The organism is Coprococcus sp. RTP21204st1_G4_RTP21204_210225 (assembly GCF_040915385.1).
GTDB classification, from domain to species: Bacteria; Bacillota; Clostridia; order Lachnospirales; family Lachnospiraceae; genus Allocoprococcus; species Allocoprococcus comes.
Genome location: NZ_JBCPDP010000014.1, coordinates 40982 through 67918, shown reverse-complemented (window position 1 = coordinate 67918; position 26937 = coordinate 40982). Strand labels below are relative to the sequence as shown.

Below are 26937 nucleotides of genomic sequence, written 5' to 3'. Positions count from 1 at the left end.
CATTATTCATGATGAACCATTGTCAAATTATATTTGTTGTCAATTTGATGTCATTTGGTTCTTTCTGTTGTCAGATGGAAGTCTTCATAAGCCCTTCTTAAAATACATCCATTGTTGCAGCCAAATGTTCAAATGTTTCCTGTTTTTTCTCCTCGGTCGCTTCCGCATAGATATCCATAGTAGTCTGAATATCCTTATGCCCCATGATCGACTGGATAACCTTCAGATTGGTTTCTCTTTCACAAAGTCTTGTACAAAAAGTGTGTCTCAGATTGTGTGCCGAAAAGTTGGGGAGCAGCACTGGCTCTCGATGCTCTTTTCTTGCTTCTACTTCTTCCGTCGCATTGTAGGAAGAAGATATCCTCTTGATTGCCCGATTGACTGACTGTGCATTCATTATATTTCCATAACGGTTACAGAAAATAAATCCTGTCATTCCATCAATCTCTGCATCCGTCCAACCTTTCTCTTTCTGTTCTTTCCAGATCATTTCAAAAGCATCTTTTACCGCATCCAGCATAGGAATCGTCCGCATCCCAGCTTCTGTTTTCGGTGTTGAAATGTGATTTTCTGAGGCACGATCCTCACCTACCGGATAATACGTCAGATTATGATTAACGCAGATAATCCGCTTCTCATAATTGATGTCTTCCCATCTCAATCCCAACACTTCACCGATACGACAGCCAGTTCCAAGAAAAACGGTAAAGATTGGCCACCAGTGATAATAAATCGGATGCGTGGCAATATATTCAATAAATGCTCTCTGCTGTGGAATTGTCAGTGCATGTCTCACACCGGTTTTCATACCCAAATTTTTCTTTAACTCTGCCATGACACCATCCGAAGGATTTTTTCTGATAATGTCATCCCTCACTGCCAGTTGAAAAGTCGGATGCAGTAACGTATGAACTGTTTCCAGTGTATTGATCTGCAATTCTTGTTTCTCAACCAGGTAATTATAGAATTGCACTACATCTGAATACTTGATCTCTGCTATATTCCGCTTTCCAAATGTATCTCGCACAAAGCGGTCATACATATACAGATAATTGCTCTTGGTCGTCGGTTTCAGATTGTTTTTGAGACTCATGTAACGGTCAAATACAAAATTTACAGTAGCCTTTCCGGCAACATAGATATCCAGACCGTCCATCTGATCTTTCAAGAGTTGTGCTTCTTTTTCCCGAAGCGTTACAAGGTCTTGTGCATAAACATATTTACGTCTTCCAAGTGGGTCCGTATAAGTATATACATACCTCTCATCGGAACGTCTCTGTGATTCACCTTTCCGCAGGACTCTGCCCCGCAGATCTTTTCTTGTCTGTGCCATATAAATCCTCCTTCAAATAAAGGAAGGACTCCATATTATTCAGGTCTGTTCAAAACTTTCTCCAGTCCCTGCAAGACAACTTCTGTCACAGTCATTTTGTGTTTTCCGGCATAATCACAGATACGCTTATACATAGAATCTTCCACCCGGATACTCAATACTTTCTTTTTTACATTTTCCGATTTTGGTCTCCCTGTTCTCGCCATATCTGTTCTTATTCCTCCACATCCACATTATAATTTTCGTATGACAAAAAGTCAATCCCTGTTTTTCGTCCTTCCGCAAGTTTCTTCTGTTTTCTACGCAATCCGAAATGTCTCCAGATATTTCTCAAAGATCTCAAAATTTACAAGCGCAACTTTATCAATCTTGTACACTGCTTTCGCCTCTTTTGCCAGCTCTTGGAATTTTGTCAGCCCAATGCTGTAAAGTTCTGCCCCTTCCTGATAACGGACAAATTTCTTGGCTATTTTCTTTGTCTTTTCTACATCTTTACGTGCATATCCCATACACGACACCTCCTTTTGGGCATGAAAAAAGCAGCTACCCTATTTTTTTCATAGACTAACTGCTCGTGTTAAGTTCCATATTCAGTTTTATTCTATAAATCCGACAGTGAAATTCGGTCATATGCGCCATTTTTCTTATCTTCCGGGTGTGGTTCCAGTCCGATAATCGTAATGTCTTTCTGGTCTGGTCCATAAACCCAGTACATTCTCATTGCGCCACTGGTTTTGTTTTCCAGATAAGACTGCCACACTTTCATTCCATAACGTCTGGACAATGGCTCTATCTCATGGGTTTGAAGACTTGGATACCCTGGATCTGCCGATAACAGCTTTAAAGCCTTTCCCCATTTTTTATACAACTGTTCTTCCTTCTTTTTTATATTCCCAGAACGATATTTCTCCTGCAGATCTAGCCAAAGTTCCTGCATTTCAGGGATTCCCATTCGTATATTAAAGTTCATTCTTTGTTCCTTTTAAAAATCTGACAGGTCAATAGCCGGAGAAACATCTCCTCTTTTAAAGTTACTTACTGCACGATCCATATCTGCCAGGGTTCTGGCTGAAATACTCTCTGGCACTGCCAGTTCCCGAGGTTCCAGAATAATGCAGCCATTTCCATATTCTTTTACATTATAATACTGATAAGCAGCTCCTCTGAGGGTAATCCTTTTTTTATTGTCCAGATGAGCAACATAATCTTTCATTGCTTCCATTATCAACACCTCCTACGCAAGCATTTGTGTGGGAAATCCCACCTCTTGCTATTATAATACGCTTTTCTATATTTTCTGTCAATCCAAATTTACTTATTCCTATACACTTAAAAATATCCATACGCCGGCAGGTGGCAGACGGCAGATAAGGTATCTATAAAACGCTGTACCTTCTTAATCTGTCTGCCACCATCCGTTTTTTAATCAGATATTCCTGTTTATTCTTCATTCGGTCTCTTACATCACACATTATCTGCCTGAATGTTTTCTGCTTTTTCACTTTCTTTAGTACACTCATAATCTTCAATGCTTTCCGTCAGTTCATTCTCTATTCCCTGTTTTAATCCATTAAGAATTTTCTCACCTTTTTCTTTATGAACTTTTTTCATTGAATAAAGTTTTTTTGCTCCAACTATTAGTCCTACCCCAGCAAGAGTTGCTGTTGCACCAAGCAATGCGCCTTTTCTCATACCGTTTTCTTCAAAAAAATCTACCATAATTTTCATTCCCTCTTTCATATCCCCATCACCGATATTTTTCAGACCATGCGTCATATCCGGTGCAGCTTTACATTCATTAGACAATAACTCTGTTATTTTTTTACTAAGATCACTCATTTGCATCCCCCTTTACATTCTCAATGTTTTTCAATAAATATTCCAGGCTTTTTACCTTTGTTTCTTCATCAACTATTTCCTGTTCAAGCTGGGCAATAGCCTTCTTCTTATTTTTTATATTTGCATTAACCGTTACAAGATTCTCTTTCAATATCTTTTTTATTTCCTCCGAATCAACAGTAGAATTCTTTATTGCTTCACCTTTTTCAATATTCTTTGCTACAAAAGTTCCTAACAACAATGTCGAGGCAGCAACAATTCCTCCTATCGGATTAGCCAATGCAGCAGCATATTTAGGCGTATTCCTTGTGAATTCTCTCAACATTGCATCAGTGATAACACTCCCCTTCTTCCGCGAATCCATATTAGCCTTTAATTTCCCTGAGCGAATCCATCTTCTAACAGTTTCTTCAGACGTATTCATCATTTTGGCAACTTCTTTTACTGTGTACGTGTCCAAAGAATCTCACCTCCTAAAATCAAGTATACATTTTAATGCTACATTTGTCAATTTTTATAGCATTAAAATGTAGTATTAAATTCAACGATCTATACAATTGTTAAACGGTTCTGATTGGTTGGATTATTCTTTAATATTAATCACACTTTTAACCGAATACAGTTTTCCTGCTTCTCATTTATCCAATACTCCAGTTCATTCTTCATCCGGCTTCTTACATCACGCATTGTCCTCCCGGATATTCCCTGTTCCTTTGCTTTGTCGTCTAATTCCCTGATTGAAATTTCGTTTTTATCAACAAGCAGTTCCTGAATCAGCTTTGCTCCTCGTTCCAGCTTTGTTTCGGTTGCTTTTCCTTCTTTTCCATCTAACAATTCATCTGCCGAAATTTCATAAGCTCCCACCCATCGGAAACCTTCTTCATCTCCCAGTTTAAAAGCCATTGTCTCCCCTGGCGGTGCAAGAGAACTTTTTTCATGAATCAACACTCTCGTTGTCGGATCTTTTCTCACTTTTCCAATAAAAATCAAGCTTCTTACTGCTGCCATGATATCAATAGAGCCAAGCCCCCGGTAAGTACTCTGTGTCCCAGAAGATTTGTTCAAATGACCAATCAGCACGATAGCACAACTGGTTTTCTCTGCAATCATACCCAATTTGCGAAATACCGGACGAACTTCATTTGCCCGGTTCATGTCCACATCTGCTCCGATAAATGCCTGTACCGGATCAATGATTACAAGCCGGACATGATTCTGTCTGACCGCTTTTTCAATCCGATCATCGGATAAGGTCAATACTTCTTCCGAATCATCAATTACCATAACCCGGCTCAGATCTGCTCCTGCTTCCACCAGTCTTGGCTTAATAGTATCGCCCATGCCATCCTCTGCTGTCTGGTAAATCACATTGAATGGCTCAATATCTTCCATGTTTGGAAACAACTTACGGTTCGTGCACGCTGCTGTCAGCATCATGGCAAAATAGGTTTTTCCCTCTCCCGGATTGCCCTGAATGATTGTTAGTTTTCCAAATGGAATATAAGGGAACCACAGCCATTCCACACTGGTCTGTTCAATATCTTTATAACATAACATCGGCACCAGTGCTTCTTTCTCCTGCATTTTCATTGTAACGGTTTCCTGTATCACTTTCTTTCTGTCAGCATTTTCGTCACAGAGAATTTCATTCCAGTCTTTTCTGGCAGGTTTCAACCGGATCACACGATATCCATCCGGAATTTCTCCTGCCAATTTTTCACAAGCTTCATTTCCTGCGTGATCATTATCCAGGCACAGGAAAACCGAAGTAATCTGAGGGCGTTCAGAAAGAAAAGTCATCAGTGCCACACTGGAGACTCCGCCCAGGCTCAGGTAGCTACGTTTCTTCCAGTCTTTTGGAAATAACTGGATAAATGACAGCAGATCAATGGCTGCTTCAAATACAAACAGTTGATTATCCTCTCCTCTGTGACAGAATCCATAAGATTTATCCGAACCAGCTACATCTCCCCGATATTTTATCCCGCCAGTTCCCCTGCAGTGCGCATATCTCGGAATACCGTCTGCATCTCTGCCGACAAATACAACATTATGGTGTTTCTTTTCTTCGTAAATATTCCCACCGGCAATCCATTCCTCCACCAGATCTTTCTCAAGCCTCCTGATTTCTGTCAGATATTTTATGACCGTCTCATTCGTTTCACTTTTCTCCGGTAACCGGAAGTCAGGTGACGGGGCGAGGCAGGACTTCTGCCTGCCTTCGCCTTCTTCATCGATCAACATCTTCACCGCTTCCGGAAATGTGGCATGATAAAATTCCATCACAAAATCCACCGGATAGCCACCCTTATTCTGGCTATGACGATACCAGCGATTTCCTGATACCGTTACACTGTCATGCTTTTTCCAACGGTATTCTCTGCCACTTTTTACCAACTGTTCTCCCTGTGCATTCAGAAAAGAAACAAGATCTGTCTGGTTTGCTCTTGCGATCTGTTCTTCTGTATACTGCATTTTCATCATCCTTTCCCGTCTGTCCTGCAACAGATTTTTATAAACTTATCTCATTACTTCGTTTTTTCTTCATTTGTCGATTTTTCACTTTTTCTTCCTCAATCAGTTTCTGGTTCTCCGCCAGTCTGCCATGAATAGAAGATTTCTGTTTCGATTCCTGCTCCGGCATTTCTCTTTTTTCTTCTGAAAGCCCGGAAGTATCTGTTTCTGGCATTTCACGATCTCGCCTGGCAATATCAGCACATCTCTGTACCTTTTTCACAAAGGCAAGCTCATCCTGATAAGGCTGATTATCAGCTTTTAATTCTTCAATCATTATACGGAGATCTTCTTTTTCTTTTTTCCATCTGGATTCTGGCAGCCGTCCCTTTTTATCCCGGTATGGTTTTAGTTCACGCTCACATTTACGATAATAATTGATCGCTTTTTTATGCTCCGTATAAAACTTTTCCCGTCTTTTCTGGAAAAAGAAGTGGTTGTATTCATCTATCAACGGCTGATTCTGCTTCAATACCTGCATCTTCTTTTCCAAATCTTCCAGGTTTTTCAGTTGTTCTCTCTTTTCACTGATTTCAGCTTTGCTGGCAGAAATAATTCCCTTCAGTTCCTGAATTCGTGTTTGTAAATCGTCCATTGTCTCAATGTTGTGTACCTGAAGATAATTGATGGATTTTGCAAACTCCTGTAAGTTTGAAATTTTCTTTCCCCTTCGTTCCATCTCCGCATAAAAATTTGAAAGTTTCGGGCTATTCTGCGTTTTTTTATCATAATAATCTTGCAGACTCTCCAAAAGCGTCGGGTTCTGCTGCCTTCGATCCAGTTCCATTTTCATTTCTTCATAGGCTGTTTTCATCCACTGGATAGATTCTTTTAAGGAAATGAACATCTGATTGAATTGCCGGATCGCCCGATTCAACTCTCCAATGATTGTTTTGATTCCCTTCTTCTCCATTGCTCTGACTTCGTACCCTTCATGAATTGTCGGGATCAGATCATTCCCTGTTCTTTATAGGAACGATGGTCGATTCTTGCTGCCATATGACACTCCCGGAATTTATCATTCACTTTCTCGGTCCATGCCTTTCTCCATTCCTTTAAAAGTTCAGGATCGTTCCAACCGGTAGTAGAAACAGCATTGAAGACATACTTTCCTTTGGCATCTTTTATCCTGTTTCCTTCTTCGTCTAAAACATATTCCCGTTTCTGTTTATTTCCCCAAATTCCTTCTTCTGTAAAAGGACGAATTGGAGCAAGTACATGAAAATGAGGATTATCCGGTTCATCTCCATCTTTTGATTTTCCCTCATGAACTGCCAGATCCACAATCATGCCACGTGCCACAAATTGTTCCTGGCAAAATTCTCTCGCCAGTTGGATATTCTCCTCTAACGTCAGTTCATTCTGCAATGCAATGTCAAAAGAATAGGCAAGCTGTGCCCGCTTGCCCTTTTCTGCTCTCTCTACCTCGTTCCATAATGTTTCCCTGTCTGATAATCGTTCCGGCACATAATCTGGTTTGAGGATTTCTGTAAACATCACACCGGATTTCCTCGTGTAATCATGGACTTGTCCATGATAATCGTTATACAATTTTTGCCCGGAAATATACGCAGCCGAATTCACCACTGTCTGCCCTTTTCCTCTGGATACCTGCTTTACAGAAAAATGATAAAGTGCCATCAGCTATCATCTCCCTTCGTGGTTTTCTTTACTTCTTCAGCAATCTGCTGTCGTTCCTTTCTTCCTGCCTCCAGATATCTATCCCGGACTGTATCTCTGTTGTATTTAAGAACTTTCATTTCATTCATTACTTTCTGGAAATCCTCCTGCTCAAGATCTTTGGACATAGGAAACGCTTTTTCAAACTCAGCACCTTTAACCACCAATCGGTGTGATCGTTCTTTCCTCTCGATCAGCTTTTTTCTTTGTTCCAGAATATTCTTATTGTGCATTGCCTGTTCAAGTTCCTTTTTACTTTTTTCCATGTTGGCTTTCAATTCTTCCAGTGACATGGATTCATATTTGGGGTTCTTCTCTCTGGTCATTGTCTGTCTCTCCTTATTTTCACAAACAAAAAGAACCAGCTTTCTCTCATAAATGCTGATTCCCTGATATAAATGAGATAGGCACCTGTGCCGCAAGGGGAGCTATCCCCTTGTCCGAAATCTATGATTTCGCTACATTCCCGGATTAAGATTTCTCAAATCCGGGAACAGCACCGCAGGTCGCACGATACAGGCAGATGTAATTGCCTGTATAGAAGTGCGCTCTTAGCTTGCTAAGAGAATTATGCCGTATCCGGCGTGCTATTTTCATCATCCGTAAATTCCATCATCTCATCAATGGTACAGTCCATTTTTTTACAGATCTTCTCAACTGTCTCCATGGACACATACTTGTTTTTTCCCATCCGGGCAAGAATATTTCCGCTGATTCCGGCGAGGTATTGCATCTCTACTCGCTTCATATTTTTATCAATGAGCATTTTCCATAATCTGTTATAACTCACACCCATAATCCACACCTCCAACCACTTATTCCAGATTAGTCAAATGGGATCTCACCTTCTGCTGCTTCCATAAATCCGTCCTTATCGGTTTTCGGTGTACCAGTTGAGTTTTCACCACCGCTGTTGTCCTTGTTCTGAGCAAATTCATGCTCTCCACAATTACATCCGTGGTATAAATCATCTTTCCATCCTTGTCCTTATAATTACCAGTACTGATACGACCACCGATCACAATCCGCATTCCTTTATGAAGATATTTCTGTGCAAACTCTGCACTCTTTCCAAATGTTACACAGGAAATAAAATCTGCTTCCTGTTCCCCATCACGTTTATATCTTCTGTTTACTGCCAGCATGTATCTTGCTACTGCCATATCATTATCTTTCCCGGCATATTTAATTTCCGGATTTTTTGTCAATCTTCCCATTAAAATAACCTTATTCATAGTCATTATCATCCTTTCCAGGCATTTCGCCCTGTGAATATTATTATCAGTTACTTTTTCGCCAGCGGTTTCCGTGCGTTTCCCTGTCACCTGCAGCCATCTCAGACTGCCTCTGCCTGCATATACAGGTCACTGACCATAAGGCTCCGATCAGCCGCCCATCATCGGGAGTGTCATTATGATCTCGCTCACTTTCAGAAAAGAAAGGTCATGGCAAGACTCCTGGTAGACTTCCAGGGTGCACTTATCAGTTGTCAAGGTTCAACAAAGGAACATTTTCAAAACGTCCTCTAATTACTAAAGTCAAATGACCTGGCACGATGCAAAAAATTCGTGATATTTTTTTGCGTTTTTATTACCTTGCCTTTTGTTTTCGTTAGTTCCTTCATATACTCTGTACTGAGGCGTATAAAAACGGACATGATTTTGAAAAATAATTGTTCCTCTACCTATAAAGCTTTAAAAACGGTATTTACCAACCCTCTTTTGCAAGTTTGTTATACATAAATGAAATATTTCTTCACTAATTACCTGTTACATAGAACGTGAGGGCAGATATTTTCTTAGAAAAATCATTTTTCCACTAATCACACGTGGCAGAGGATATAATGTCAGATGATTTTGAAAAAAAGCAAAAAAAATAGGCACTAACCATTTACGGTTAATGCCCTTTGGGATAATCATTATTTATCTGTTTTTATCTGATTGCGAAAGTACACTTGCAGCTAAACTCTTTGTTGTTCCAGAATACTTATTACTGTTCATTACCATAGATGCCTTTATTTCCATAGCTTTACCAGTAATTTTTCCGGTGTTTCTCTGTGACAATACACTTGCAGCTAATGACTTCTGAATTTGAGAACTATTATTCGATCTCATAATTTTTGAAGCCTGTGTTGATAATTTCTGTCCACTTGATTTTTTATTCATGTTTTGTCTCTCTTTCTTTTTAAGAGAGAATGTGATCATCAAACATTCTCGAACATATTGTTACTTATAATTTATTTATCGTTCTTTTCTTTGGCTTCTTTACGTGGAAAGCAAAATACCTTTTTGCCAACCTGCTTAGCATATAAACGATTTCCATTTCTTAATGTAATATATGCTGTAAAAACCATGTCAGTCTGGTCACATTTTACCATGCAATCTGCCTCCTTTCCAAAAGATTTTTCTCAGACGAATCCGAAAAAGTATGGAAATTGGCAGAAACAAATACTAAAATATATTTGAAAGATATGGTTTTAGTAGATGATCTTTTGTCTCTGCTATTTCCGCCAGAGTTCGTTTGAGGCCCTAATCTCAAATGAACTCTTTTTTTGGAATCAGAAAAGTTGCAAGCCTTATACCATAGTGACTGCTTCATTCAAATCAAACAGCATTAAATTCATTTCTGGAACTAATACGCCATTTACTCGATACGACAACTGACTCAAATCCCAATCACAAATTCTTGCAATCGTGTTAATCAAATCTTTTGCATTCCATCGAACCGACAAAACACCATTTGATTTTTCCTTATAAAACTGTACTGACTTATCATCATGTTCATCACATGCTTGAACCGCAATCTGTTTATCAGATTCGTTTATCAGAAGCTTTACATATGTTGGGTATTTCATCTTCATGATTACAGATTTGTTGAATGTAATACCATTACTTGTAATCGAAATATATGGTACACCCTCGCTAAAGTCAAACGTCTTAAAATTTGATAAATCAATCACTCTGCTCGCCTCCTTTCTGTTTTCTATATGATTATAACATATTCATCCATTCTGTTCAATCCTATTTATTTTCTTGTTTTCTTTTCGTCTTTTATTTGTTTTTTATTCATCTTTTGTTCTTCTATTATTTTATTATTTATTCACTTGTCATTTTGTACATTTGTATTAAAACTCATGCGAATACTTTTTATTTAAAAGAATTTAACTGAAAACAGATACAATTTTTATAGTATTCAAAACAAAAGGCACTAACCATTTGCGGGTAATGCCTTTTCGGTTAATCATTATTTTCTATTTTTCTTCTGTCAGCTTCTGATACATTTTCATCAATTCTGCCACACAATCGGCTTCCGACATTTTAGTGCTGAATCCATAAGCCTCCATCACAGCTCTGTTGTTTGCGTTATGTGCTTTAAGTAATTCCGGCGGCATAGTCAACGGGTCATAAAGATCTGCAAGACTGCTATTTGGATAAAGTGCTCTGGCATTTAAGATTGCCTGTGCAGTTTTCTTTATCTTTTCTTTTTGTTCATCCGTAGGTGACGACCATGGGAAATTATTGTAAACAATCGTATTAGAATAACTATAATCACTCTTTAATCTGCCACATACAACTCTTGTCCATGCCATATGAACATTCGACATCAATATACCAAACTCATAGCTTGTTGCAGATGGCATTGTAAAAAGTTTATCACCCGGAATAATTTCACCATCCAGATAATCCATTGGAATATATCTTCTGTTTTGTGATGACACCTTCGGTATCGCTATATACGGAGAATCATATTCAAGTATTGATGCAAATAATCCTGGAGTATCTGCAGCTTTTCTTGTATTATTTCTCGTGCTTGCCATTCTAAATTCACGAACTTTATCAATTCTTTCTCTAACAAGCGGACACCGTTTCAATAATGATGGATCTGCCCCAACCAGCCATATACAATATCTTGGTTTTCTATCAATAAAATCTTTTCCCATCATATAATGTCTGATGAAAGATATTGCCTGTGGCTCTTTAGATATCAATTCTTCTTTTTCTTCTTCCGTAAGTATCAAATATCCGCCATCTATTGCCTGTCCTCCTAATGAAATAGGTGGAACATCTGATAAAGGTTTCATTCTTTTTTCAATTGAAATATTATCTGCATCCAGCAGATAACCATTAATATTTTTTGCTACTATTATATCGTCCTTGGAATATATCTTCTTCTGATACTCTGCACCATTTTTTCTACTAAATCCTATAATGACACAATGTACATGTGCTTTGATTGAAGCCTCACTATCCCATATAAATGTTCTATATGCATAATCAATTTGTATTCCATCTTCAAACAGTGGTTTCCACAAAATGGAAACGCTCTCTCCCTGAGTAATTGAATTAGTCGATACAAGAGCTGCTCTGATATTTATATTTTCCTTCATGTAATCAGATGCCTTTTTATACCAGCAACTTACATAATCGAGATTACCTACACTTTTCCATCCAGCAAATATATCAGCAACATCTTCTTTTTGTTTTTCTCCCATCCACCTTGCACCAACGAAAGGTGGATTCCCCATTATATAAGATAATGACTTAGCCAAAACAACGCTGTTCCAATCTATCTTCAGTGCATTACCTTCTGCAATATTTACATACGTCTTCAACGGAAGGAAATCATCATTGAACCCATATACAATATTTTTTGTTTCCTCCATCATCTGTGATTCTGCAATCCACAAAGCTGTCTTTGCTACTGTCACGGCAAAGTCATTGATCTCAATTCCATAAAATTGTTGAATGGATACTCTGATTGGATTATGAACATCTCCCAACGTCATCTGACCACCAACTTTTTCACGAATGACTTCATTTTCTAACCGTCGAAGTGATAAATATGTTTCCGTCAGAAAATTTCCCGAACCACAAGCCGGATCTAAAAATGTCAGTAAAGCCAGTTTATTCTGAAATTCATCCAGACGTTTTACTTTTGTCCTCTGCACCTGTATTTTCAAAATCTCATGAAATTCCGTCTGCAATTTATCGAGAAACAACGGATCAATCACTTTATGTATATTGGAAATACTTGTATAGTGCATTCCACCGGATCTTCTCGTTTCTGGATTTAACGTTGACTCAAACACTGCCCCAAAAATTGTAGGGGATATATCACTCCAGTCAAAATCTTCAGAAGCTTTGGTCAAAAGTAATTCTTTGATTTCTTCTGTCAACGGCGGAATCTCAATAGTTTCATCTGAAAACAATCCACCATTCACATAGGGAAACTGTGCTAAATCTTCTTCTAAATATTCGTCTCTCTCAGAGACAGGTGTATCCAAGACTTTAAACAGTTCCAGTAATGCACGCCTACAGTCTTTCACTTCATATGCTTTCAGATAATCATGGAAAATATTCCGTTTTCCAAAAATCCCAGCATCCTCGGCATAAAGACAGAACACAATTCGAACACATAAAGCATTCAGACTTTTCAGTTTATGCTCTCTTTTCTCTTTTTGTTCAATGGTTTCCTCTTTCGCTTTTACTTCTGGAATCTTATACTGTGTAAGGAATGCTTCATAAAGCAGTCCAACAATATCTCCTGCTTTAATCGATACTTCCATCTCGTGAGAGATTTTCTGCACATCTTTCTTTATTAAAATATCAAGCAACGGATACTTACTCGGTATTTCATCCAATGATATTTTTACTGTCTCCGGTACTCTGGCATTCATATCATAAATCCATATATCAGAGAAATTGCTGGTAATGATCCAACGTGCCTTTTCATCATATGGGAGATTATCATTATATCGTTTTGCTTGATCATACGGCGTCAGTTCTATTGAACCAGAATTCATAATCTTATGGTCCAGTGCTTTACCAAGACTCTTTTGTTCAATCAATACATGCGTTTCTGGAATATACACATCAATTCTTTTTGTATTTCCATCTACCACAACTTTTTTCTCAAATTCCACACGATCTGTCACATTCTCCATTCCAAGAACGTTTGACAGAAAATCAATCCAATATGATCTTCCATCCTCATCTTCTCTTCCTCTCCCCTTCCATTTATTTGCAAATTGGCGGGCAGCTTCCCTCTGTTCTGCATCGGTCATCGTTTTTTCCCTCCTGCGTATCCGTAAGCTCTCATATTCATAATCTATTAACTCAGACAGGTAAAGTACCGATACTTATCATGTATCTGTATATCATCATTCATCTGCAAAAATGTGTACTTTTTGACAAGTGCTTTGGAGGTATCGTCAACGAACTTCTATCGTTGGAAGATAGGCTGTTTTATGATATTATGGAGTAGTAGAGAAAAAATGAGCATTTTACAGGAAAGTACACTTTCATGTAAAACACCCACCTTACAATAATTTGGCTTTTTCGTAAATTTCTGCACGATACCGAAAAGTTGATAAGGGCATATTACATTCTTTCGCAGCAGACGTTCCAGTTATTTTCCCGTTTTTCCACCGCTGATACACATCGTGAAAATTATCTGGCAATCTGCTTGGTGGTCTGCCGAACCGCACACCTCTGGCTTTTGCCGCTGCAATACCTTCTGCCTGCCTTTGCCGAATATTTGTTCTTTCGTTTTCTGCTACAAATGACAGTACCTGCAATACAATATCTGACAGAAACGTTCCCATCAAATCTTTTCCCCGGCGAGTGTCAAGTAAAGGCATATCAAGAACCACAATATCAATTCCTTTATCTTTTGTGAGAATTCTCCACTGTTCCAGTATTTCCGCATAGTTACGTCCTAAGCGATCAATACTTTTTATATAAAGAAGATCATCTTTCCGGACACGTCGAATCATTTTTCTGTATTGTGGGCGCTTGAAGTCTTTTCCAGACTGTTTATCAATAAAAATATTCTTTTCTGGGATAGCCAACTCCTTCAATGCAATCAATTGCCGATCTTCGTTCTGATCCCGACTACTGACACGTATATATCCAAATATATTTCCCATCCTTGTTTCCTCCTGCATAGTCTCTGATAGGTGAAAAGCTGTCTTCCCCAAAAGAAAGACAGCTCCCCATGTCTTCTCTGAACTTTTTCACTCTAAACTACTCTCTTATTCAGGACAATGCTTTAAGGATCTGTTTCATGCACTTTTTCAACTTCATCCCATCTTTTAATCCCAGTCGATAAAAGAATTCCTCTGTATCTGCTCCACTGTTGAATATAGCATCACAATATTTCGTAATCGCTTCTTCCTGCTCCGGCGAAAGTGAAGCTATTACTTTTTCATATTCTTCCTCGACTTTATCTGGTTCTGTATCTGTTTGCTGTTTTAATTTCCAGTCCGTATATGCCTTTCCCATGTGTTCTGTTATTGCCAGATTTAAAAATTCTTCAATTTCTTTTGTCATTTTCATAGATTCCCACCTGCTCTTTCTCAATCCTGTATCTCATTTGCCCTCCTATACATACACCAATTCGTTCAATACAATTTCCTGTGCACGATTCCTGATATTATTTGCCCTGCGAACCCATTCATAGGATTCTGTGCTTTCAAGTCCTCTGTTACGCCCTCAGCACTTCTCATCTGTGCTTCAATCAGCTCAAAGCGTTCCTGTGCCTGTTCATTCACATCTGCCAGATGACTGTCCAGCCTGGCGGTCAGAAGAAGACAGCTATACATTCCTGATTTATGTTCTTTCAGATATTCCTTCCGTAGCATCCCCCAGCAGCCAATCGGTCTGGTTTCTTCCGGTAAGGATAACACTGGCAGATAACAATCTCCTACCAGTACATAATCCAATCCATTATTATCATCATGTATCTTTTTTCTTAATTCGCTCATGTGCTTGCCTCCCTCAGATTTTCCTTTGCTCACGTAAATATGCTTCAAATATACTTCTTCGAATCAAAACTTTCTTTCCAATCTTATAGACTGCTCCAGCTTCATGTGCCATGCGAATAACAGGTTTCATTCCCAACCGGTAATACTCACACGCCATATTGTAGGTCACATAGTCATGGCTCATAAATTCCAGATCTTCATCGTCAATCTCATCTGAAAACATCCATACATTACCGCTCATCTGTCTTCTTCTCCTTATCTTTTCCTGTTGCCGGTTCATGGAAACGTTCCAGGTAATCATCAAAAATATCACGACGAATCAGTACCGTTCCATCAATTCTGTAAATAGCTCCTGCATCACTGGCAAGCTCTAAGAGTTTCTTATGAGAGATACTGTAAATAATCTCTGCCTGTTGATATCGCAGATACTGTCGGCGTAATTTTCTTAAATGTTCCGGAACTTCCTTCATACTTGTAATCGGTTTGTACTTTTCATTCATAATGCTTTCCTCCAAAATTAGATTTACTGTTTTACAGAAGTTGACTGCCGGAATATAACTTTTCCACGAAAAAAAGCACCTCTTAGATCAACTCTAAGAAGTGCTCTTGCTTCATTGCCAAACCCGTGTCTTTCCACCTGAAATTCGTCATGCTTCATAACGATTCATTATTATCCCAAATTTTGTTGTCAAATTGTTGTCAAATGCGGTCTGACATCATGGTTTTAGACATTTTATATTTAATTTTAGTACAGCTTTGCACCAGCCGGGATGTGGTTATCAACCATCAGAAGATGGAGCTTTTCTTCTCCCTCTTCCTCATGGATTGCACTGAGGAGCATTCCACAGGATTCAATTCCCATCATGGCTCTCGGTGGCAGATTAGTGATCGCAATTAAGGTCTTTCCAACCAGCTCTTCCGGCTCGTAATAAGCGTGAATACCGCTTAAAATCGTACGATCTGTGCCTGTTCCATCATCCAGAGTGAACTGTAACAGCTTCTTGGATTTCTTAACAGCTTCACACGCTTTAACCTTTACAGCTCTGAAATCTGACTTGCTGAAAGTATCGAAATCAACAAATTCCTCAAATAAAGGCTCTACCTTTACCTTGGAGAAGTCGATAACTTCTTCCTTCTCAGGTGCTGCTGTGGAAGTGCTGTTTTCTGACTTCGCAGACTTCTTGTCAGCGTCCAGGGACTTCATTGTCGGGAACAGCAGCACATCTCTGATCGCCTCAGCCCCTGTCAACAGCATACACATACGGTCGATACCGAATCCGATACCACCTGTAGGCGGCATACCAATTTCCAGTGCGTTCATGAAGTCTTCATCTGTTGTGTTGGCTTCATCATCACCCTGTGCAAGCAGTTCTTCCTGTGCTTTGAAACGTTCTCTCTGATCGATCGGGTCATTCAGCTCTGAGTATGCATTTGCCATTTCCCATCCGTTCATGAAGAACTCGAAACGTTCTACATAGTCCGGATTTTCCGGTTTCTTCTTTGTAAGTGGTGAAATCTCAACCGGATGATCCATAACGAATGTCGGCTGAAGAAGGTGTTCTTCTACATATTCTTCGAAGAACAGATTCAGAATATCACCTTTTTTATGTCTTTCTTCAAATTCAAGATTGTGTGCTTTCGCAAGTTCTCTTGCCTGTTCAAGAGTTTCTACTTCGTTCCAGTCAACACCTGCATATTTCTTAACAGCATCAACCATTGTGATACGCTCAAACGGCTTTCCGAGATCCATCTCGATTCCTTTATATACAATCTGAGTAGTTCCAAGAACTTCCTGTGCAACAAAACGGTACAGGTTCTCTGTCAGATCCATCATGCCATGATAGTCTGTGTATGCCTGGTAAAGTTCCATCAGAGTGAATTCCGGGTTATGTCTTGTATCAAGACCTTCGTTACGGAATACACGTCCAATCTCATATACTCTTTCCAGACCACCAACGATCAGTCTCTTCAGATAAAGTTCCAGAGAGATACGGAGCTTCAGGTCTTCGTTCAGGGCGTTGAAATGTGTCTCGAACGGTCTTGCAGCTGCTCCTCCGGCATTCTGTACAAGCATCGGAGTCTCTACTTCCATAAAGCCTTCATTTCCAAGATATTTACGGATTGCGGTAAGGATCTTGGAACGTTTAATAAAAGTATCCTTTACTTCCGGGTTCATGATCAGATCCACATATCTCTGACGATAACGGGTATCTGTATTTGTCAGTCCGTGGAACTTCTCCGGAAGGATCTGCAGACTCTTTGAGAGAAGCTTTACAGCAGATGCATGAATGGAAATCTCCCCTGTCTTTGTTTTGAATACTTCTCCTTCAAGACCTACGATATCACCGATATCCATCTTCTTGAATGCTTTATATTCTTCTTCTCCGATACTGTCTCTTGCTACATAAGACTGGATATTTCCCTGTAAATCCTGCACATTACAGAAAGATGCTTTTCCCATCACACGTTTGGACATCATACGTCCTGCAAGTACAACGTGTTTTCCTTCCAGTTCATCAAAGTTGTCTTTCACTTCCTGGCTGTGATGTGTTACGTCATATTTTGTGATCTCAAAAGGATTCTGTCCGTTTGCCTGCAGTTCTGCAAGTTTCTCACGGCGCACCTTTCTTAAATGATTCAAATCCTGTTCCTGTCCATTGTTCTGCTGTGTTGCCACTTTTTTCACTCCTTCTCTCTGCTGTATACCATCTTATACTGAACGATTGATCTTCAGTACTTCGTACTCAATAACTCCTGCCTGTGTCTCAACTGCTACTACGTCTCCGACTTTCTTACCGATCAGGGCTTTTCCTACCGGAGATTCATTGGAAATCTTACCTTCCAGGCTGTTTGCTTCTGTAGAACCTACCAGCTGAAATACGATTTCCTCTTCAAATTCTTTATCATATACATCTACTGTACATCCGATGTTGATGGTATCAAGATCCACGTCATCTTCTACTACAACTTCTGCATTCTTGAGGATTTTCTCAAGCTCTTCGATACGTGCCTCGATATCACGCTGCTCGTCCTTTGCTGCATCGTACTCAGCGTTCTCTGAAAGGTCTCCCTGTTCTCTGGCTTCTTTGATCTTTCCTGCTACTTCTTTTCTTTTCACAACTTTTAAATTTTCAAGCTCATCTTCCAGTTTCTTAAGTCCTGTATAGGTGAGTAATGTTTTCTTTGCTTCCATTATAATTCTCCTTACTTACCGACAAATCATTTTCTATTCAAGCCGCAGATACTGATTTTATCCGCATTTAAAGCTACTTTCACAATTTCATTATTATACATATTTCCGGCGGCTGTGTCAACAATTCTTTGCTGGTTTAATATATGCAAAAACGCATTCTCTCATGCGAAAGAACACGTTTTATGTCTATCCGATTTTTTCCATTAAAAGGTTCTCCAGTTCTTCATAACTTTCCACCTGATTGATCTCATCTCTGAGCTTCGCAGAACCCTGCATTCCCTTGGTATACCATGCCACATGCTTGCGCATTTCACGGATTCCGATATAATCTCCCTTGAACTCGATCTGCAGTCTTGCATGACGCAGCATTGTTTCCCGGATCTGGTCTGTGCCCGGTCTTTCCGGAATGGATCCGGTCTCTTCATATGCCAGTAATTCCCTGAAGATCCATGGATTTCCCTGGCAGCCTCTTCCGATCATCACACCATCACAGCCGGTCTGCTCAAACATATCCAGTGCCTTCTGTCCGCTTGTCACATCCCCATTTCCGATTACAGGAATCTTCACTGCTTCTTTCACCTTACGGATAATCTCCCAGTCTGCATTTCCGGAGTAATACTGTTCTCTGGTCCTTCCATGTACTGCGATTGCCGCTGCACCTGCTTCTTCTGCAACCTTCGCAATCTCCGGTGCATTGATACAGGTATCGTCAAATCCTTTGCGGATCTTTATCGTCACCGGTTTCTTGATTGCTCTCGCTGTCTTATATACAATATCATAGATTCGCTTCGGATCCTTCATCAACGCCGAACCTTCTCCATTGCGCACGACCTTTGGAACCGGACAGCCCATATTGATATCCAGGATCTGAAATGGAAGTTCTTCGATCCGCTTTGCCTGCTCGGAAATGATGTCCGGATCTTCCCCGAAAAGCTGAAGTGATACCGGGTATTCTCTTGGATCGATCGCAAGCAGCGCCTTGGTATTCTTATTCTTGTACTGGAGCGCCTTTGCACTGATCATTTCCATGCACAGAAGCCCTGCTCCCTGTTCCTTGCATAACAGACGAAATGGCAGGTCTGTTACCCCTGCCATCGGTGCCAGCACATAACGGTTCGGAAGCTCTACATTTCCTATCGTCAGTGTCTTTATCATTCAATCTCTTCCCCCAGAAAAAATACTTTGTAATAAAGCTGAAGCTGTGTCAGAAGCTCCTGCTTCTTCTCGTCTGTCTGAATCTCCTTGATCTTCAGACGGCTTCCGATCTCGTCAAACATCGGATCTCCCTCTGCAGAAGTCACTTCAAATTCCAGCTCCCCATTCTCCTCAAATACAAGTGTAAGGATTCCCCCGACATCATGTACATACAGCACACACATGATCTTCAATTCATCTTTGATGTGCTGTGGCAGATTATCAAAATCCGGATTCATATAAAATTTTTCTTCGTAAGAGTTGGCTCCGCATAATACGATCTTATCCTGATACATAAATTCTCCTTCTATACATACCCATAAATCCCACGTACCGAAACTTCTCCGGCAAAGACAGACTTTCTGCTGCCGTCTTCACATTCTACCTGCAATTCCCCGGTCTTGTCAATCCCCAGTGCCAGTGCATCATATTCATGTTCCGGTTCCAGTACACGCACCCGACGCCCACAGTTTACCAGCAGACGGTTATAATCTTCCATGATCGGCTCCAGACTTCCCGCCTCGCAGACCGCTTCGTAGGCTTTTTCAAAATGCTCCATGATCGCAGCGATCAGCTCAAACCTGCGAAATTCTTTGCCCGCTTCGATCCGCAGTGAAGTCGCTGTCTTTGCAATATCTTCCGGAAAGGACTCCATATTGACATTGATTCCGATTCCGATCACTACATGATTGATGTAATCGATCTCTGCGCTCATCTCCGTCAGTATCCCACTGATCTTCTTTCCACTCACGACCAGATCATTCGGCCATTTGATTCCTATATCCAACTCGGTCTTTTCACGCAAAGCTTTCGTTGCCGCATATGCCATGACAAGTGTCAGCATCGGTGCATCTGACGGATTCATTACAGGTCTTAACAGAATCGACATGGAAATACTGCTGCCCGCCGGTGATTGCCAGCATCTGCCGCGTCTTCCTTTTCCCGCCGTCTGCGTCTCCGCAACAAAAAGAGTTCCATCTGCACCTCCGGCCTCGCCAAGTGCTTTGGCCCGGTTATTAGTCGAATCGATCTCGTCATAATACTCCAGATTTTTCGCCATCCATTTTGTCTCCAGACAGCTTTTTATCGCATCCGCGGTAATCTGATCCGGAATATCCACAATGCGATAACCTTTGTTTCTCACGGCTTCAATCTCATAGCCTTCTTCTTTTAACTGATTGATTGCTTTCCACACAGCAGTCCTGGACACCTGAAAGTGGTCACAGAGCTGCTGCCCCGACAGATACCCATCGCTCTGCCGGAGCATCTTTAATATCTCCGCTTTCATGCTTATTATTCATTCTCTCCTAAAGTTGCAACCATAACTGCCTTGATTGTATGCAGACGGTTCTCAGCTTCATCAAATACTCTTGACTGTGGTCCTTCAAATACTTCTTCGGTAACTTCTTTTTCTTTGATCGCCGGCAAGCAGTGTGAGAAGATTGTAGTATCTTTTCCTGTACGTTCCATCAGAGCTGCATTTACCTGATATGGCTTTCCGAGACGCTCTCTTTCCTGCTCTTTCTTTTCTTCACCCATGGAAATCCATACGTCTGTGTAAATGACATCTGCTCCCTTTACACCATCAAGGTCATCGGTGATCTCGATAGTTGCTCCGGATTCTTTTGCATATTCGTCACATCTCTTCCACAGAGATTCCGAAGTCCAGAGTGGCTTCGGTGCAACGATTGCTACATCTACTCCGATTTTGGCGCATCCTACCAAAAGGCTGTTCGCAACGTTGTTGCGTCCATCTCCAAGGTATGCAACCTTCAGACCTTTCAGGTGTCCGAATTCTTCTTTCATGGTAAGGAGCATAGCCAGACATTGTGTCGGATGTGTAGTATCTGTCAGACCATTCCATACCGGAACTCCACTGTACTCTGCAAGTACATCTGCGTATCTCTGTTCAAATCCACGGAATTCGATTCCATCGAACATTCTTCCAAGTACACGTGCTGTATCTTCGATACTCTCTTTATCGCCTAACTGGATCTCATTACCTGCAAGGTATGTCGGGATTCCACCTTCATCCTGTGCTCCTACGGTAAATGCACATCTGGTTCTTGTAGATGGCTTTTCAAAAATAAGGGCAATGTTCTTTCCTTCCAGGCTGTGTCCTTTAATTCCTGCTTTCTTCTTTGCCTTTAATTCACCTGCCAGGTCAACGAGATATTCAATCTCTGCCGGTGTATAATCTTCCAGTTTCAAAAAACTTCTTCCTTTTAAATTCATCTTGTAGTCCTTTCTCAGCTTTGCAATCGCATGGACGAATTTCGGCAGTTTTTCTTTTCCCTCATCTGTAAGAGTCTCGTACTTTCTGCTCGTCTCATTCCACAGTTCATCTGCTGTATAAATATTATATTTTGGAATTCTCATGAGCTTCGCACTTGCCTCCAGCATTCCATAGAACAACTCTCTGTCTGAACAGCCGATCGGCAACTTGAGTTTGAAACGATATTCCGTCTTTTCAAGTTCGCTCAAAAGCTTCATTATTTCTACATAATAACACTCTTCTCGTGTTTCTTCAATATAGTAAATCGATCCAGTGAGCCCGTAAAGCGCTCTTTTTGCATCATAATAGCCAATTTTCAAATTCTGTCTGCTCCGCTTTGCCGAAAATTCAAGAATACTGCCAAGTCCTACTCTCGGTTCGATCTCCAACAGAGAGCCGTCTTCCGGAATCGTCGTCTTCGGCACTCTTCCCGGACCAAAGATCCTTACCTGGATCAGATCCTTATATCCCCTTTTTAGAAGAGACGCGGTCGGCACATTATTGACCGCACCACCATCAATATATGTCTTGCCGTGCAGCGGTTCATTTTTAAATCCAAGCAGATATGCGCTGGCAAGAAGAAAATCCTCCAGAAGACCTTCCGGTATATCTTCAATACTCAGATCCAGTTCCTTCATATCCGATACAGAAAATGTCAAAAGGCAGAATTCTTTTCCGCATTTCCTGATCTTTTCTTCGTCTACAACCTCATGGATCAATTCCTTAAGTGGTGTAATATCAATTCCACCATCTGCAAGCTTCTTCCAGAGACCTTTCAAAATCTCTCTTATGGACGCCTCTCCATCAAAGAACTGTTCCATCAACTCATCATCCACATCCATAACACGGGAAAATGCCATCTCTTTCCAGATATGTCCTGCTTTCTCCAGATCTCCCATACAAACAAGGGCGCCATTCAGGGCGCCCACAGAAGTACCCGCTACTGCACTGACCTTCACACCAGCTTCCGAAAGAGCCCGCCACGCACCGATCTGATACGCACCTCTGGCTCCTCCTCCATCGAATACCAATCCATATTCTTTATTTAAATCGATTATCGGTTTCATCAAATCACACTCTCCTTTGCGCTTGATTTCCCCTCATCACTACCGTCGCTGTCTTGCCGCCTCGAACATCAGAACCGAAGATGCAACCGCCGCATTCAGTGATTCTACCTCTCCACACATCGGAATCTTGATATAACACTCTGCTACATCTGCCACTTCATCCCGAAGTCCGTTACCCTCATTTCCAATTAAAAATGCTGTCCCTCTTGTGTAATCCTCCTGATCGTAGCTGTTCTTTCCTTTCAGATGTGCCGCATAGGAATGAATCCCGGCTTCTGCAAGTACTTCCAGAGTTTCTGGCAAATGCTCTACATACACAAACGGCATTCGGTAAACCGATCCCATCGTTGAACGGATCACCTTGGGATTGTAAATATCCACACAGTCGTGACTCATGATCACGCCGGTTACGCCTGCCGCTTCCCCCGCACGGAGAATGGTTCCCAGGTTTCCCGGATCCTGCAGATTATCCAGCACCATCAGAAGCGGTTTCCTTCCCTGCGCGTCCAGATCCAGCATCTCACATATCTCACAGCTCCTCTGCTCCATCACAAGCAGGATCCCCTGTGGCGTCTTTGTATCTGACACGTGGGAAAATACATGATCTGACAGGATTTCTATCTGTCTTCCCCTTGCCGAAAGTCCCAGCTCTTCTCCATATCGGCTGTAAAACTGCTCCGATACATAAACCTCTCTCACCTGCGCACGCGGAGCTTCCCGGTACATCCGGATCCCTTCTACGATATAGACGCCTTCTTCATCACGTGCCTTTCTCTTTTTCTGCCATGTAACAAGCTGTTTTACCCTGGCATTTCCTGTACTGGTTATCATACTGTAATCTCTTTCCTTTTATTCTTTTTCATTACATCTTGAAACGATATCCCACACCCCAGATTGTCTCAATATACTGTGGGTTTGAGGTATCATATTCAATTTTCTCACGGATTTTCTTGATGTGCACAGTTACCGTTGCGATATCTCCGATGGATTCCATATCCCAGATCTCGCTGAAAAGTTCATCCTTGGTATATACATGGTTCGGATGACTGGCAAGGAAGGTCAGCAGATCAAACTCTTTTGTTGTAAAATTCTTCTCCACTCCGTTTACCCACACTCGGCGTGCAGTGGTATCAATCTTAAGTCCACGGATCTCGATCACCTTATTCTCTTCCACGGCACTTCCGATCAGCCTCTCATAACGTGCCAGATGTGCTTTTACCCTTGCCACCAGCTCGCTTGGACTAAACGGCTTGGTCATATAGTCATCAGCCCCAAGTCCGAGTCCTCTGATCTTGTCGATATCATCTTTTTTCGCAGATACCATGATGATCGGTGTATTCTTTTCCGCACGAACCTTACGACAAATCTCAAAGCCATCCACGCCCGGAAGCATCAGATCCAGGATCACCAGATCAAAATCACCAAAAAGCGCCTTATCAAGCCCTGTCTGTCCATCATTTGCAACCTCTACTTCAAATCCACTCAGCTCCAGATAATCTTTCTCCAGATCTGCAATACTCTCTTCGTCTTCTACAATTAAAATCTTACTCACTTATCGGTACCTCCTGATATTTTCTGATTACAAAATACATCACTGTGCCAACACCTTCCCGGCTGGTCGCCCAGATTTTGCCACCGTGATCTTCAATGATCTTCTTCACGATCGAAAGACCGATTCCGCTTCCGCCCTTGGATGAATTCCTTGAAGCATCCGTCCGGTAGAACCGGTCAAATATATTCGGCAGATCTTTCGCTGCGATTCCTTTTCCGTTATCCTCAAGCTCTACCTGAATAAAATCACCTACGTCTTTTACCCGCAGATTGATCAGCCCGTGCTCTCGTTCCATGTATTTCAAAGAATTGCTGACAATGTTGTTGATCACTCTCTTTAACTGTTCCGGATCTGCAATGATCTTCTGATCACCCTCTACATAATTGAAATAACCAAACTCTACATTCTTTGAATCCAGCTCCATCTCAATATCTTCGGCACAGTCATTGAAATAATCGTTGACTGAAAGCGGTGCAAAGTTGTACGGGATCCGGTTTGTATCGATCTTCGCATATAAGGTCAGTTCGTTGATCAGCGTATCCATCTCATTCGCCTTATTATAAATGGTTCCGATATATTTTTCCATCTTCTCCGGCGTATCTGCAACCCCGTCACGGATTCCTTCCACATAGCCCTTGATCGCTGTGATCGGCGTCTTTAAGTCATGGGAAATATTGCTGATCAGTTCTTTGCTTTCCCGGTCACTCTTCAGCTTCTCCTCTGCATTATCTCTCAGACGGATCCGCATCTTTTCAAATGCCTGCATCAGCCGTCCCATCTCATCATCTTTTTCCGGCTTGATCTCAAAATTCAGATTGCCTTCTTCTACGTTCTGCGCTGCTTCCTGCAACTTGTGAATCGGACTGATGATACTTCCATAAATCCACACCATCATGATCATCGCTGTAAATGCCAGAATCAGGACTACTGCGATACATGCGCTTATAATAAACTGCTGGATCTCCGGCATATCTCCCAGCACTCTGATGGATTTTGCAAAATCTTTATATTCCTCACCGGTAATGCCATAAGTATGCTCAATGACTCCGATCTGATAACGCGCAATTCCAAATATAAATGCCGTTGTCAGGATAGTCGGTATCATGATCATCGTCACAAAAGAAATCACCAGTTTCGTCCTTAGTTTCATGCTATATTCATCCTCCATTCATCGTGCACGCCCGGTTATGAGGTCCGTATGGCGCTCACGCAAGTCTGCCTGATAACTAATAGCATATCATAAAAACGGGTGCTTCACATCAAAGCACCCGTAAAATTTTCTAAATTTTTTCTAAAACGATCAAATTCAGAACCTGTTATTAAAGATATTTCTTCAAAGTATCCACTTTATCCAACTTCTCCCATGGAAGATCCAGGTCGTTACGTCCAAAGTGTCCGTAAGCTGCTGTCTGTTTGTAGATCGGACGTCTCAGATCAAGCATCTTGATAATTCCAGCCGGACGAAGGTCAAAGTTTTCTCGAACGATTTCCACAAGCTTATCATCTGCAATCTTTCCTGTTCCGAAAGTATCTACCATGACAGATGTCGGCTGTGCAACACCGATTGCATAAGAAAGCTGGATCTCGCATTTTTTGGCAATTCCTGCTGCTACGATATTCTTAGCAACATAACGTGCTGCATAAGCTGCTGAACGGTCTACCTTTGTACAGTCTTTTCCGGAGAAAGCTCCACCGCCGTGACGCGCCATTCCCCCATAAGTATCTACGATGATCTTACGTCCGGTAAGGCCGCTGTCCCCATGTGGTCCACCGATCACAAAACGTCCGGTCGGATTGATGAAGAATTTTGTATTCTCATCTACCATATCTGCCGGAAGGATTTCATCAAAAATGTATTTTTTCACGTCTTCATGGATCTGTTCCTGTGAAACATCCGGATCATGCTGTGTAGAAAGTACTACTGCATCAAGGCGGGCCGGAACTCCATTTTCATCATATTCTACTGTTACCTGTGTTTTTCCATCCGGACGAAGATATGGAAGTGTTCCGTTCTTTCTTACCTCTGTAAGACGTCTTGCAAGTTTGTGTGCAAGAGCGATCGGATAAGGCATATATTCTTCTGTCTCATCAGATGCATATCCGAACATCATTCCCTGGTCTCCTGCACCGATTGCTTCCAATTCTTCATCTGACATCTTGTGTTCCTTTGCTTCAAGAGCTTTATCAACACCCATGGCAATATCGCTTGACTGTTCGTCAATTGCTGTCAGAACGCCACATGTGTCAGCATCAAATCCGTACTTTCCTCTTGTATAACCAATTTCGCGAACAGTATCACGAACGATTTTCTGAATATCTACATATGCATTTGTAGTAATTTCTCCCATTACCATAACAATTCCTGTAGTCGCGCATGTCTCGCAAGCTACACGGCTCATTGGATCCTGCTCCATAAGTGCATCCAGGATCGCATCGGAAATCTGGTCGCACATCTTATCCGGATGTCCTTCAGTTACTGATTCAGAAGTAAATAATAATCTCTCCATCTTTTTTCCTTTCTTTTC

Annotated in this window: 30 protein-coding genes and 2 pseudogenes; all 32 read right to left on the bottom strand. The window is 41.1% G+C overall.

All coding sequences use genetic code 11. The annotated features are described in order from the left end of the window. Positions 1–97: 97 nt before the first annotated feature. Entirely contained in the window at positions 98–1333 is a 1236-nt protein-coding gene (locus AB5213_RS12575) for a tyrosine-type recombinase/integrase (RefSeq protein WP_215634216.1), read from the bottom strand. A gap of 35 nt (positions 1334–1368) precedes the next feature. After that, the gene (locus AB5213_RS12570; RefSeq protein ID WP_015526701.1) at positions 1369–1539 is read right to left on the bottom strand and encodes a hypothetical protein; all 171 of its coding nucleotides are present in this window, start codon (positions 1537–1539) and stop codon (positions 1369–1371) included. Positions 1540–1632: 93 nt separating this feature from the next. Continuing rightward, entirely contained in the window at positions 1633–1842 is a 210-nt protein-coding gene (locus AB5213_RS12565) for a DUF6462 family protein (protein ID WP_215634215.1), read from the bottom strand. Positions 1843–1934: 92 nt separating this feature from the next. Next, positions 1935–2285 carry a hypothetical protein gene (locus tag AB5213_RS12560; protein ID WP_242853638.1) on the bottom strand — a complete coding sequence of 117 codons (351 nt, stop codon included), beginning with the start codon at positions 2283–2285 and terminating at the stop codon, positions 1935–1937. Positions 2286–2315: 30 nt separating this feature from the next. Continuing rightward, positions 2316–2555 carry a hypothetical protein gene (locus AB5213_RS12555; protein WP_005609451.1) on the bottom strand — a complete coding sequence of 80 codons (240 nt, stop codon included), beginning with the start codon at positions 2553–2555 and terminating at the stop codon, positions 2316–2318. Positions 2556–2797: 242 nt separating this feature from the next. After that, the gene (locus AB5213_RS12550) at positions 2798–3172 is read right to left on the bottom strand and encodes a hypothetical protein (RefSeq protein ID WP_044961323.1); all 375 of its coding nucleotides are present in this window, start codon (positions 3170–3172) and stop codon (positions 2798–2800) included. Beyond that, positions 3165–3632 (bottom strand): helix-turn-helix domain-containing protein, encoded by a 468-nt coding sequence (locus tag AB5213_RS12545; RefSeq protein ID WP_044961321.1) that lies wholly within the window; start codon positions 3630–3632, stop codon positions 3165–3167. Before AB5213_RS12545 ends, AB5213_RS12550 begins: the two co-directional genes overlap by 8 nt. A gap of 140 nt (positions 3633–3772) precedes the next feature. Beyond that, positions 3773–5647, bottom strand: coding sequence for an AAA family ATPase (locus tag AB5213_RS12540; RefSeq protein WP_215634214.1), 1875 nt, complete (start codon positions 5645–5647; stop codon positions 3773–3775). A 37-nt stretch (positions 5648–5684) separates the two neighbouring features. Next, positions 5685–6599: a hypothetical protein gene (locus tag AB5213_RS12535; protein ID WP_252198802.1), complete on the bottom strand. Its 915-nt coding sequence runs from the start codon at positions 6597–6599 to the stop codon at positions 5685–5687. Positions 6600–6634: 35 nt separating this feature from the next. Continuing rightward, positions 6635–7327 carry a MobQ family relaxase gene (gene mobQ, locus AB5213_RS12530; RefSeq protein ID WP_252198801.1) on the bottom strand — a complete coding sequence of 231 codons (693 nt, stop codon included), beginning with the start codon at positions 7325–7327 and terminating at the stop codon, positions 6635–6637. Beyond that, complete coding sequence (locus AB5213_RS12525; RefSeq protein ID WP_021651159.1) at positions 7327–7692, bottom strand: DUF3847 domain-containing protein; 366 nt, start codon at positions 7690–7692, stop codon at positions 7327–7329. The genes mobQ and AB5213_RS12525 overlap by 1 nt, the downstream gene beginning before the upstream one ends. 242 nt (positions 7693–7934) lie before the next feature. Continuing rightward, the gene (locus tag AB5213_RS12520) at positions 7935–8162 is read right to left on the bottom strand and encodes a helix-turn-helix transcriptional regulator (protein ID WP_015526709.1); all 228 of its coding nucleotides are present in this window, start codon (positions 8160–8162) and stop codon (positions 7935–7937) included. Between the two features lie 29 nt (positions 8163–8191). Next, positions 8192–8601, bottom strand: a pseudogene (locus AB5213_RS12515) (single-stranded DNA-binding protein). Positions 8602–9288: 687 nt separating this feature from the next. After that, entirely contained in the window at positions 9289–9531 is a 243-nt protein-coding gene (locus AB5213_RS12510; protein ID WP_252198800.1) for a hypothetical protein, read from the bottom strand. A gap of 71 nt (positions 9532–9602) precedes the next feature. Continuing rightward, positions 9603–9743: a hypothetical protein gene (locus AB5213_RS12505; protein ID WP_015526712.1), complete on the bottom strand. Its 141-nt coding sequence runs from the start codon at positions 9741–9743 to the stop codon at positions 9603–9605. Positions 9744–9941: 198 nt separating this feature from the next. After that, positions 9942–10325 (bottom strand): hypothetical protein, encoded by a 384-nt coding sequence (locus tag AB5213_RS12500; RefSeq protein WP_180211098.1) that lies wholly within the window; start codon positions 10323–10325, stop codon positions 9942–9944. A gap of 291 nt (positions 10326–10616) precedes the next feature. After that, positions 10617–13430 carry a DNA methyltransferase gene (locus AB5213_RS12495; protein WP_215634212.1) on the bottom strand — a complete coding sequence of 938 codons (2814 nt, stop codon included), beginning with the start codon at positions 13428–13430 and terminating at the stop codon, positions 10617–10619. 255 nt (positions 13431–13685) lie between these two features. Next, positions 13686–14294, bottom strand: a complete 609-nt coding sequence (locus tag AB5213_RS12490) for a recombinase family protein (RefSeq protein ID WP_015526714.1) — start codon at positions 14292–14294, stop codon at positions 13686–13688. A 109-nt stretch (positions 14295–14403) separates the two neighbouring features. Beyond that, on the bottom strand, positions 14404–14703 hold the full coding sequence (locus AB5213_RS12485; RefSeq protein ID WP_243003885.1) for a hypothetical protein: 300 nt from the start codon (positions 14701–14703) through the stop codon (positions 14404–14406). Positions 14704–14748: 45 nt separating this feature from the next. Next, a pseudogene (locus tag AB5213_RS12480) lies at positions 14749–15131 on the bottom strand (TnpV protein). 13 nt (positions 15132–15144) lie between these two features. Beyond that, a complete protein-coding gene (locus AB5213_RS12475; RefSeq protein ID WP_015526718.1) occupies positions 15145–15372 on the bottom strand; it encodes an excisionase in 228 nt (75 codons plus the stop codon). Then, positions 15362–15631: a DUF6462 family protein gene (locus tag AB5213_RS12470; protein ID WP_015526719.1), complete on the bottom strand. Its 270-nt coding sequence runs from the start codon at positions 15629–15631 to the stop codon at positions 15362–15364. The genes AB5213_RS12475 and AB5213_RS12470 overlap by 11 nt, the downstream gene beginning before the upstream one ends. A gap of 245 nt (positions 15632–15876) precedes the next feature. After that, on the bottom strand, positions 15877–17808 hold the full coding sequence (gene lysS / locus AB5213_RS12465) for a lysine--tRNA ligase (RefSeq protein WP_055156262.1): 1932 nt from the start codon (positions 17806–17808) through the stop codon (positions 15877–15879). Between the two features lie 33 nt (positions 17809–17841). After that, positions 17842–18324 carry a transcription elongation factor GreA gene (gene greA, locus AB5213_RS12460; protein WP_008370118.1) on the bottom strand — a complete coding sequence of 161 codons (483 nt, stop codon included), beginning with the start codon at positions 18322–18324 and terminating at the stop codon, positions 17842–17844. A 186-nt stretch (positions 18325–18510) separates the two neighbouring features. Then, positions 18511–19479, bottom strand: coding sequence for a tRNA dihydrouridine synthase DusB (gene dusB, locus AB5213_RS12455; RefSeq protein ID WP_173686186.1), 969 nt, complete (start codon positions 19477–19479; stop codon positions 18511–18513). Further along, on the bottom strand, positions 19476–19814 hold the full coding sequence (locus tag AB5213_RS12450) for a DUF6145 family protein (RefSeq protein WP_008370111.1): 339 nt from the start codon (positions 19812–19814) through the stop codon (positions 19476–19478). Before AB5213_RS12450 ends, dusB begins: the two co-directional genes overlap by 4 nt. Before the next feature lie 11 nt (positions 19815–19825). Continuing rightward, on the bottom strand, positions 19826–20806 hold the full coding sequence (locus AB5213_RS12445; protein ID WP_055249061.1) for a biotin--[acetyl-CoA-carboxylase] ligase: 981 nt from the start codon (positions 20804–20806) through the stop codon (positions 19826–19828). 5 nt (positions 20807–20811) lie between these two features. Beyond that, positions 20812–22860 carry an ornithine carbamoyltransferase gene (gene argF, locus AB5213_RS12440; RefSeq protein WP_270223529.1) on the bottom strand — a complete coding sequence of 683 codons (2049 nt, stop codon included), beginning with the start codon at positions 22858–22860 and terminating at the stop codon, positions 20812–20814. 39 nt (positions 22861–22899) lie between these two features. Further along, on the bottom strand, positions 22900–23691 hold the full coding sequence (locus AB5213_RS12435) for a TrmH family RNA methyltransferase (RefSeq protein ID WP_368276790.1): 792 nt from the start codon (positions 23689–23691) through the stop codon (positions 22900–22902). Between the two features lie 31 nt (positions 23692–23722). Continuing rightward, positions 23723–24412, bottom strand: coding sequence for a response regulator transcription factor (locus AB5213_RS12430; RefSeq protein ID WP_008370100.1), 690 nt, complete (start codon positions 24410–24412; stop codon positions 23723–23725). Then, positions 24405–25562: a cell wall metabolism sensor histidine kinase WalK gene (locus tag AB5213_RS12425; RefSeq protein ID WP_055156165.1), complete on the bottom strand. Its 1158-nt coding sequence runs from the start codon at positions 25560–25562 to the stop codon at positions 24405–24407. The genes AB5213_RS12430 and AB5213_RS12425 overlap by 8 nt, the downstream gene beginning before the upstream one ends. Positions 25563–25731: 169 nt before the next feature. Then, positions 25732–26919: a methionine adenosyltransferase gene (gene metK / locus AB5213_RS12420; RefSeq protein ID WP_008370096.1), complete on the bottom strand. Its 1188-nt coding sequence runs from the start codon at positions 26917–26919 to the stop codon at positions 25732–25734. Positions 26920–26937: the final 18 nt, after the last annotated feature.

Excerpts from the sequence above, each read along its gene's own strand:
- AB5213_RS12575 (WP_215634216.1), bottom strand. The coding sequence starts at position 1,333 with ATGGCACAGACAAGAAAAGATCTGCGGGGCAGAGTCCTGCGGAAAGGT.
- AB5213_RS12570 (WP_015526701.1), bottom strand. The coding sequence starts at position 1,539 with ATGGCGAGAACAGGGAGACCAAAATCGGAAAATGTAAAAAAGAAAGTA.
- AB5213_RS12565 (WP_215634215.1), bottom strand. The coding sequence starts at position 1,842 with ATGGGATATGCACGTAAAGATGTAGAAAAGACAAAGAAAATAGCCAAG.
- AB5213_RS12560 (WP_242853638.1), bottom strand. The coding sequence starts at position 2,285 with ATGGGAATCCCTGAAATGCAGGAACTTTGGCTAGATCTGCAGGAGAAA.
- AB5213_RS12555 (WP_005609451.1), bottom strand. The coding sequence starts at position 2,555 with ATGGAAGCAATGAAAGATTATGTTGCTCATCTGGACAATAAAAAAAGG.
- AB5213_RS12550 (WP_044961323.1), bottom strand. The coding sequence starts at position 3,172 with ATGAGTGATCTTAGTAAAAAAATAACAGAGTTATTGTCTAATGAATGT.
- AB5213_RS12540 (WP_215634214.1), bottom strand. The coding sequence starts at position 5,647 with ATGCAGTATACAGAAGAACAGATCGCAAGAGCAAACCAGACAGATCTT.
- AB5213_RS12535 (WP_252198802.1), bottom strand. The coding sequence starts at position 6,599 with ATGGAGAAGAAGGGAATCAAAACAATCATTGGAGAGTTGAATCGGGCG.
- mobQ (WP_252198801.1), bottom strand. The coding sequence starts at position 7,327 with ATGGCACTTTATCATTTTTCTGTAAAGCAGGTATCCAGAGGAAAAGGG.
- AB5213_RS12525 (WP_021651159.1), bottom strand. The coding sequence starts at position 7,692 with ATGACCAGAGAGAAGAACCCCAAATATGAATCCATGTCACTGGAAGAA.
- AB5213_RS12520 (WP_015526709.1), bottom strand. The coding sequence starts at position 8,162 with ATGGGTGTGAGTTATAACAGATTATGGAAAATGCTCATTGATAAAAAT.
- AB5213_RS12510 (WP_252198800.1), bottom strand. The coding sequence starts at position 9,531 with ATGAATAAAAAATCAAGTGGACAGAAATTATCAACACAGGCTTCAAAA.
- AB5213_RS12505 (WP_015526712.1), bottom strand. The coding sequence starts at position 9,743 with ATGGTAAAATGTGACCAGACTGACATGGTTTTTACAGCATATATTACA.
- AB5213_RS12495 (WP_215634212.1), bottom strand. The coding sequence starts at position 13,430 with ATGACCGATGCAGAACAGAGGGAAGCTGCCCGCCAATTTGCAAATAAA.
- AB5213_RS12490 (WP_015526714.1), bottom strand. The coding sequence starts at position 14,294 with ATGGGAAATATATTTGGATATATACGTGTCAGTAGTCGGGATCAGAAC.
- AB5213_RS12485 (WP_243003885.1), bottom strand. The coding sequence starts at position 14,703 with ATGAAAATGACAAAAGAAATTGAAGAATTTTTAAATCTGGCAATAACA.
- AB5213_RS12475 (WP_015526718.1), bottom strand. The coding sequence starts at position 15,372 with ATGAGCGGTAATGTATGGATGTTTTCAGATGAGATTGACGATGAAGAT.
- AB5213_RS12470 (WP_015526719.1), bottom strand. The coding sequence starts at position 15,631 with ATGAATGAAAAGTACAAACCGATTACAAGTATGAAGGAAGTTCCGGAA.
- greA (WP_008370118.1), bottom strand. The coding sequence starts at position 18,324 with ATGGAAGCAAAGAAAACATTACTCACCTATACAGGACTTAAGAAACTG.
- dusB (WP_173686186.1), bottom strand. The coding sequence starts at position 19,479 with ATGATAAAGACACTGACGATAGGAAATGTAGAGCTTCCGAACCGTTAT.
- AB5213_RS12450 (WP_008370111.1), bottom strand. The coding sequence starts at position 19,814 with ATGTATCAGGATAAGATCGTATTATGCGGAGCCAACTCTTACGAAGAA.
- AB5213_RS12445 (WP_055249061.1), bottom strand. The coding sequence starts at position 20,806 with ATGAAAGCGGAGATATTAAAGATGCTCCGGCAGAGCGATGGGTATCTG.
- argF (WP_270223529.1), bottom strand. The coding sequence starts at position 22,860 with ATGAAACCGATAATCGATTTAAATAAAGAATATGGATTGGTATTCGAT.
- AB5213_RS12435 (WP_368276790.1), bottom strand. The coding sequence starts at position 23,691 with ATGATAACCAGTACAGGAAATGCCAGGGTAAAACAGCTTGTTACATGG.
- AB5213_RS12425 (WP_055156165.1), bottom strand. The coding sequence starts at position 25,562 with ATGAAACTAAGGACGAAACTGGTGATTTCTTTTGTGACGATGATCATG.
- metK (WP_008370096.1), bottom strand. The coding sequence starts at position 26,919 with ATGGAGAGATTATTATTTACTTCTGAATCAGTAACTGAAGGACATCCG.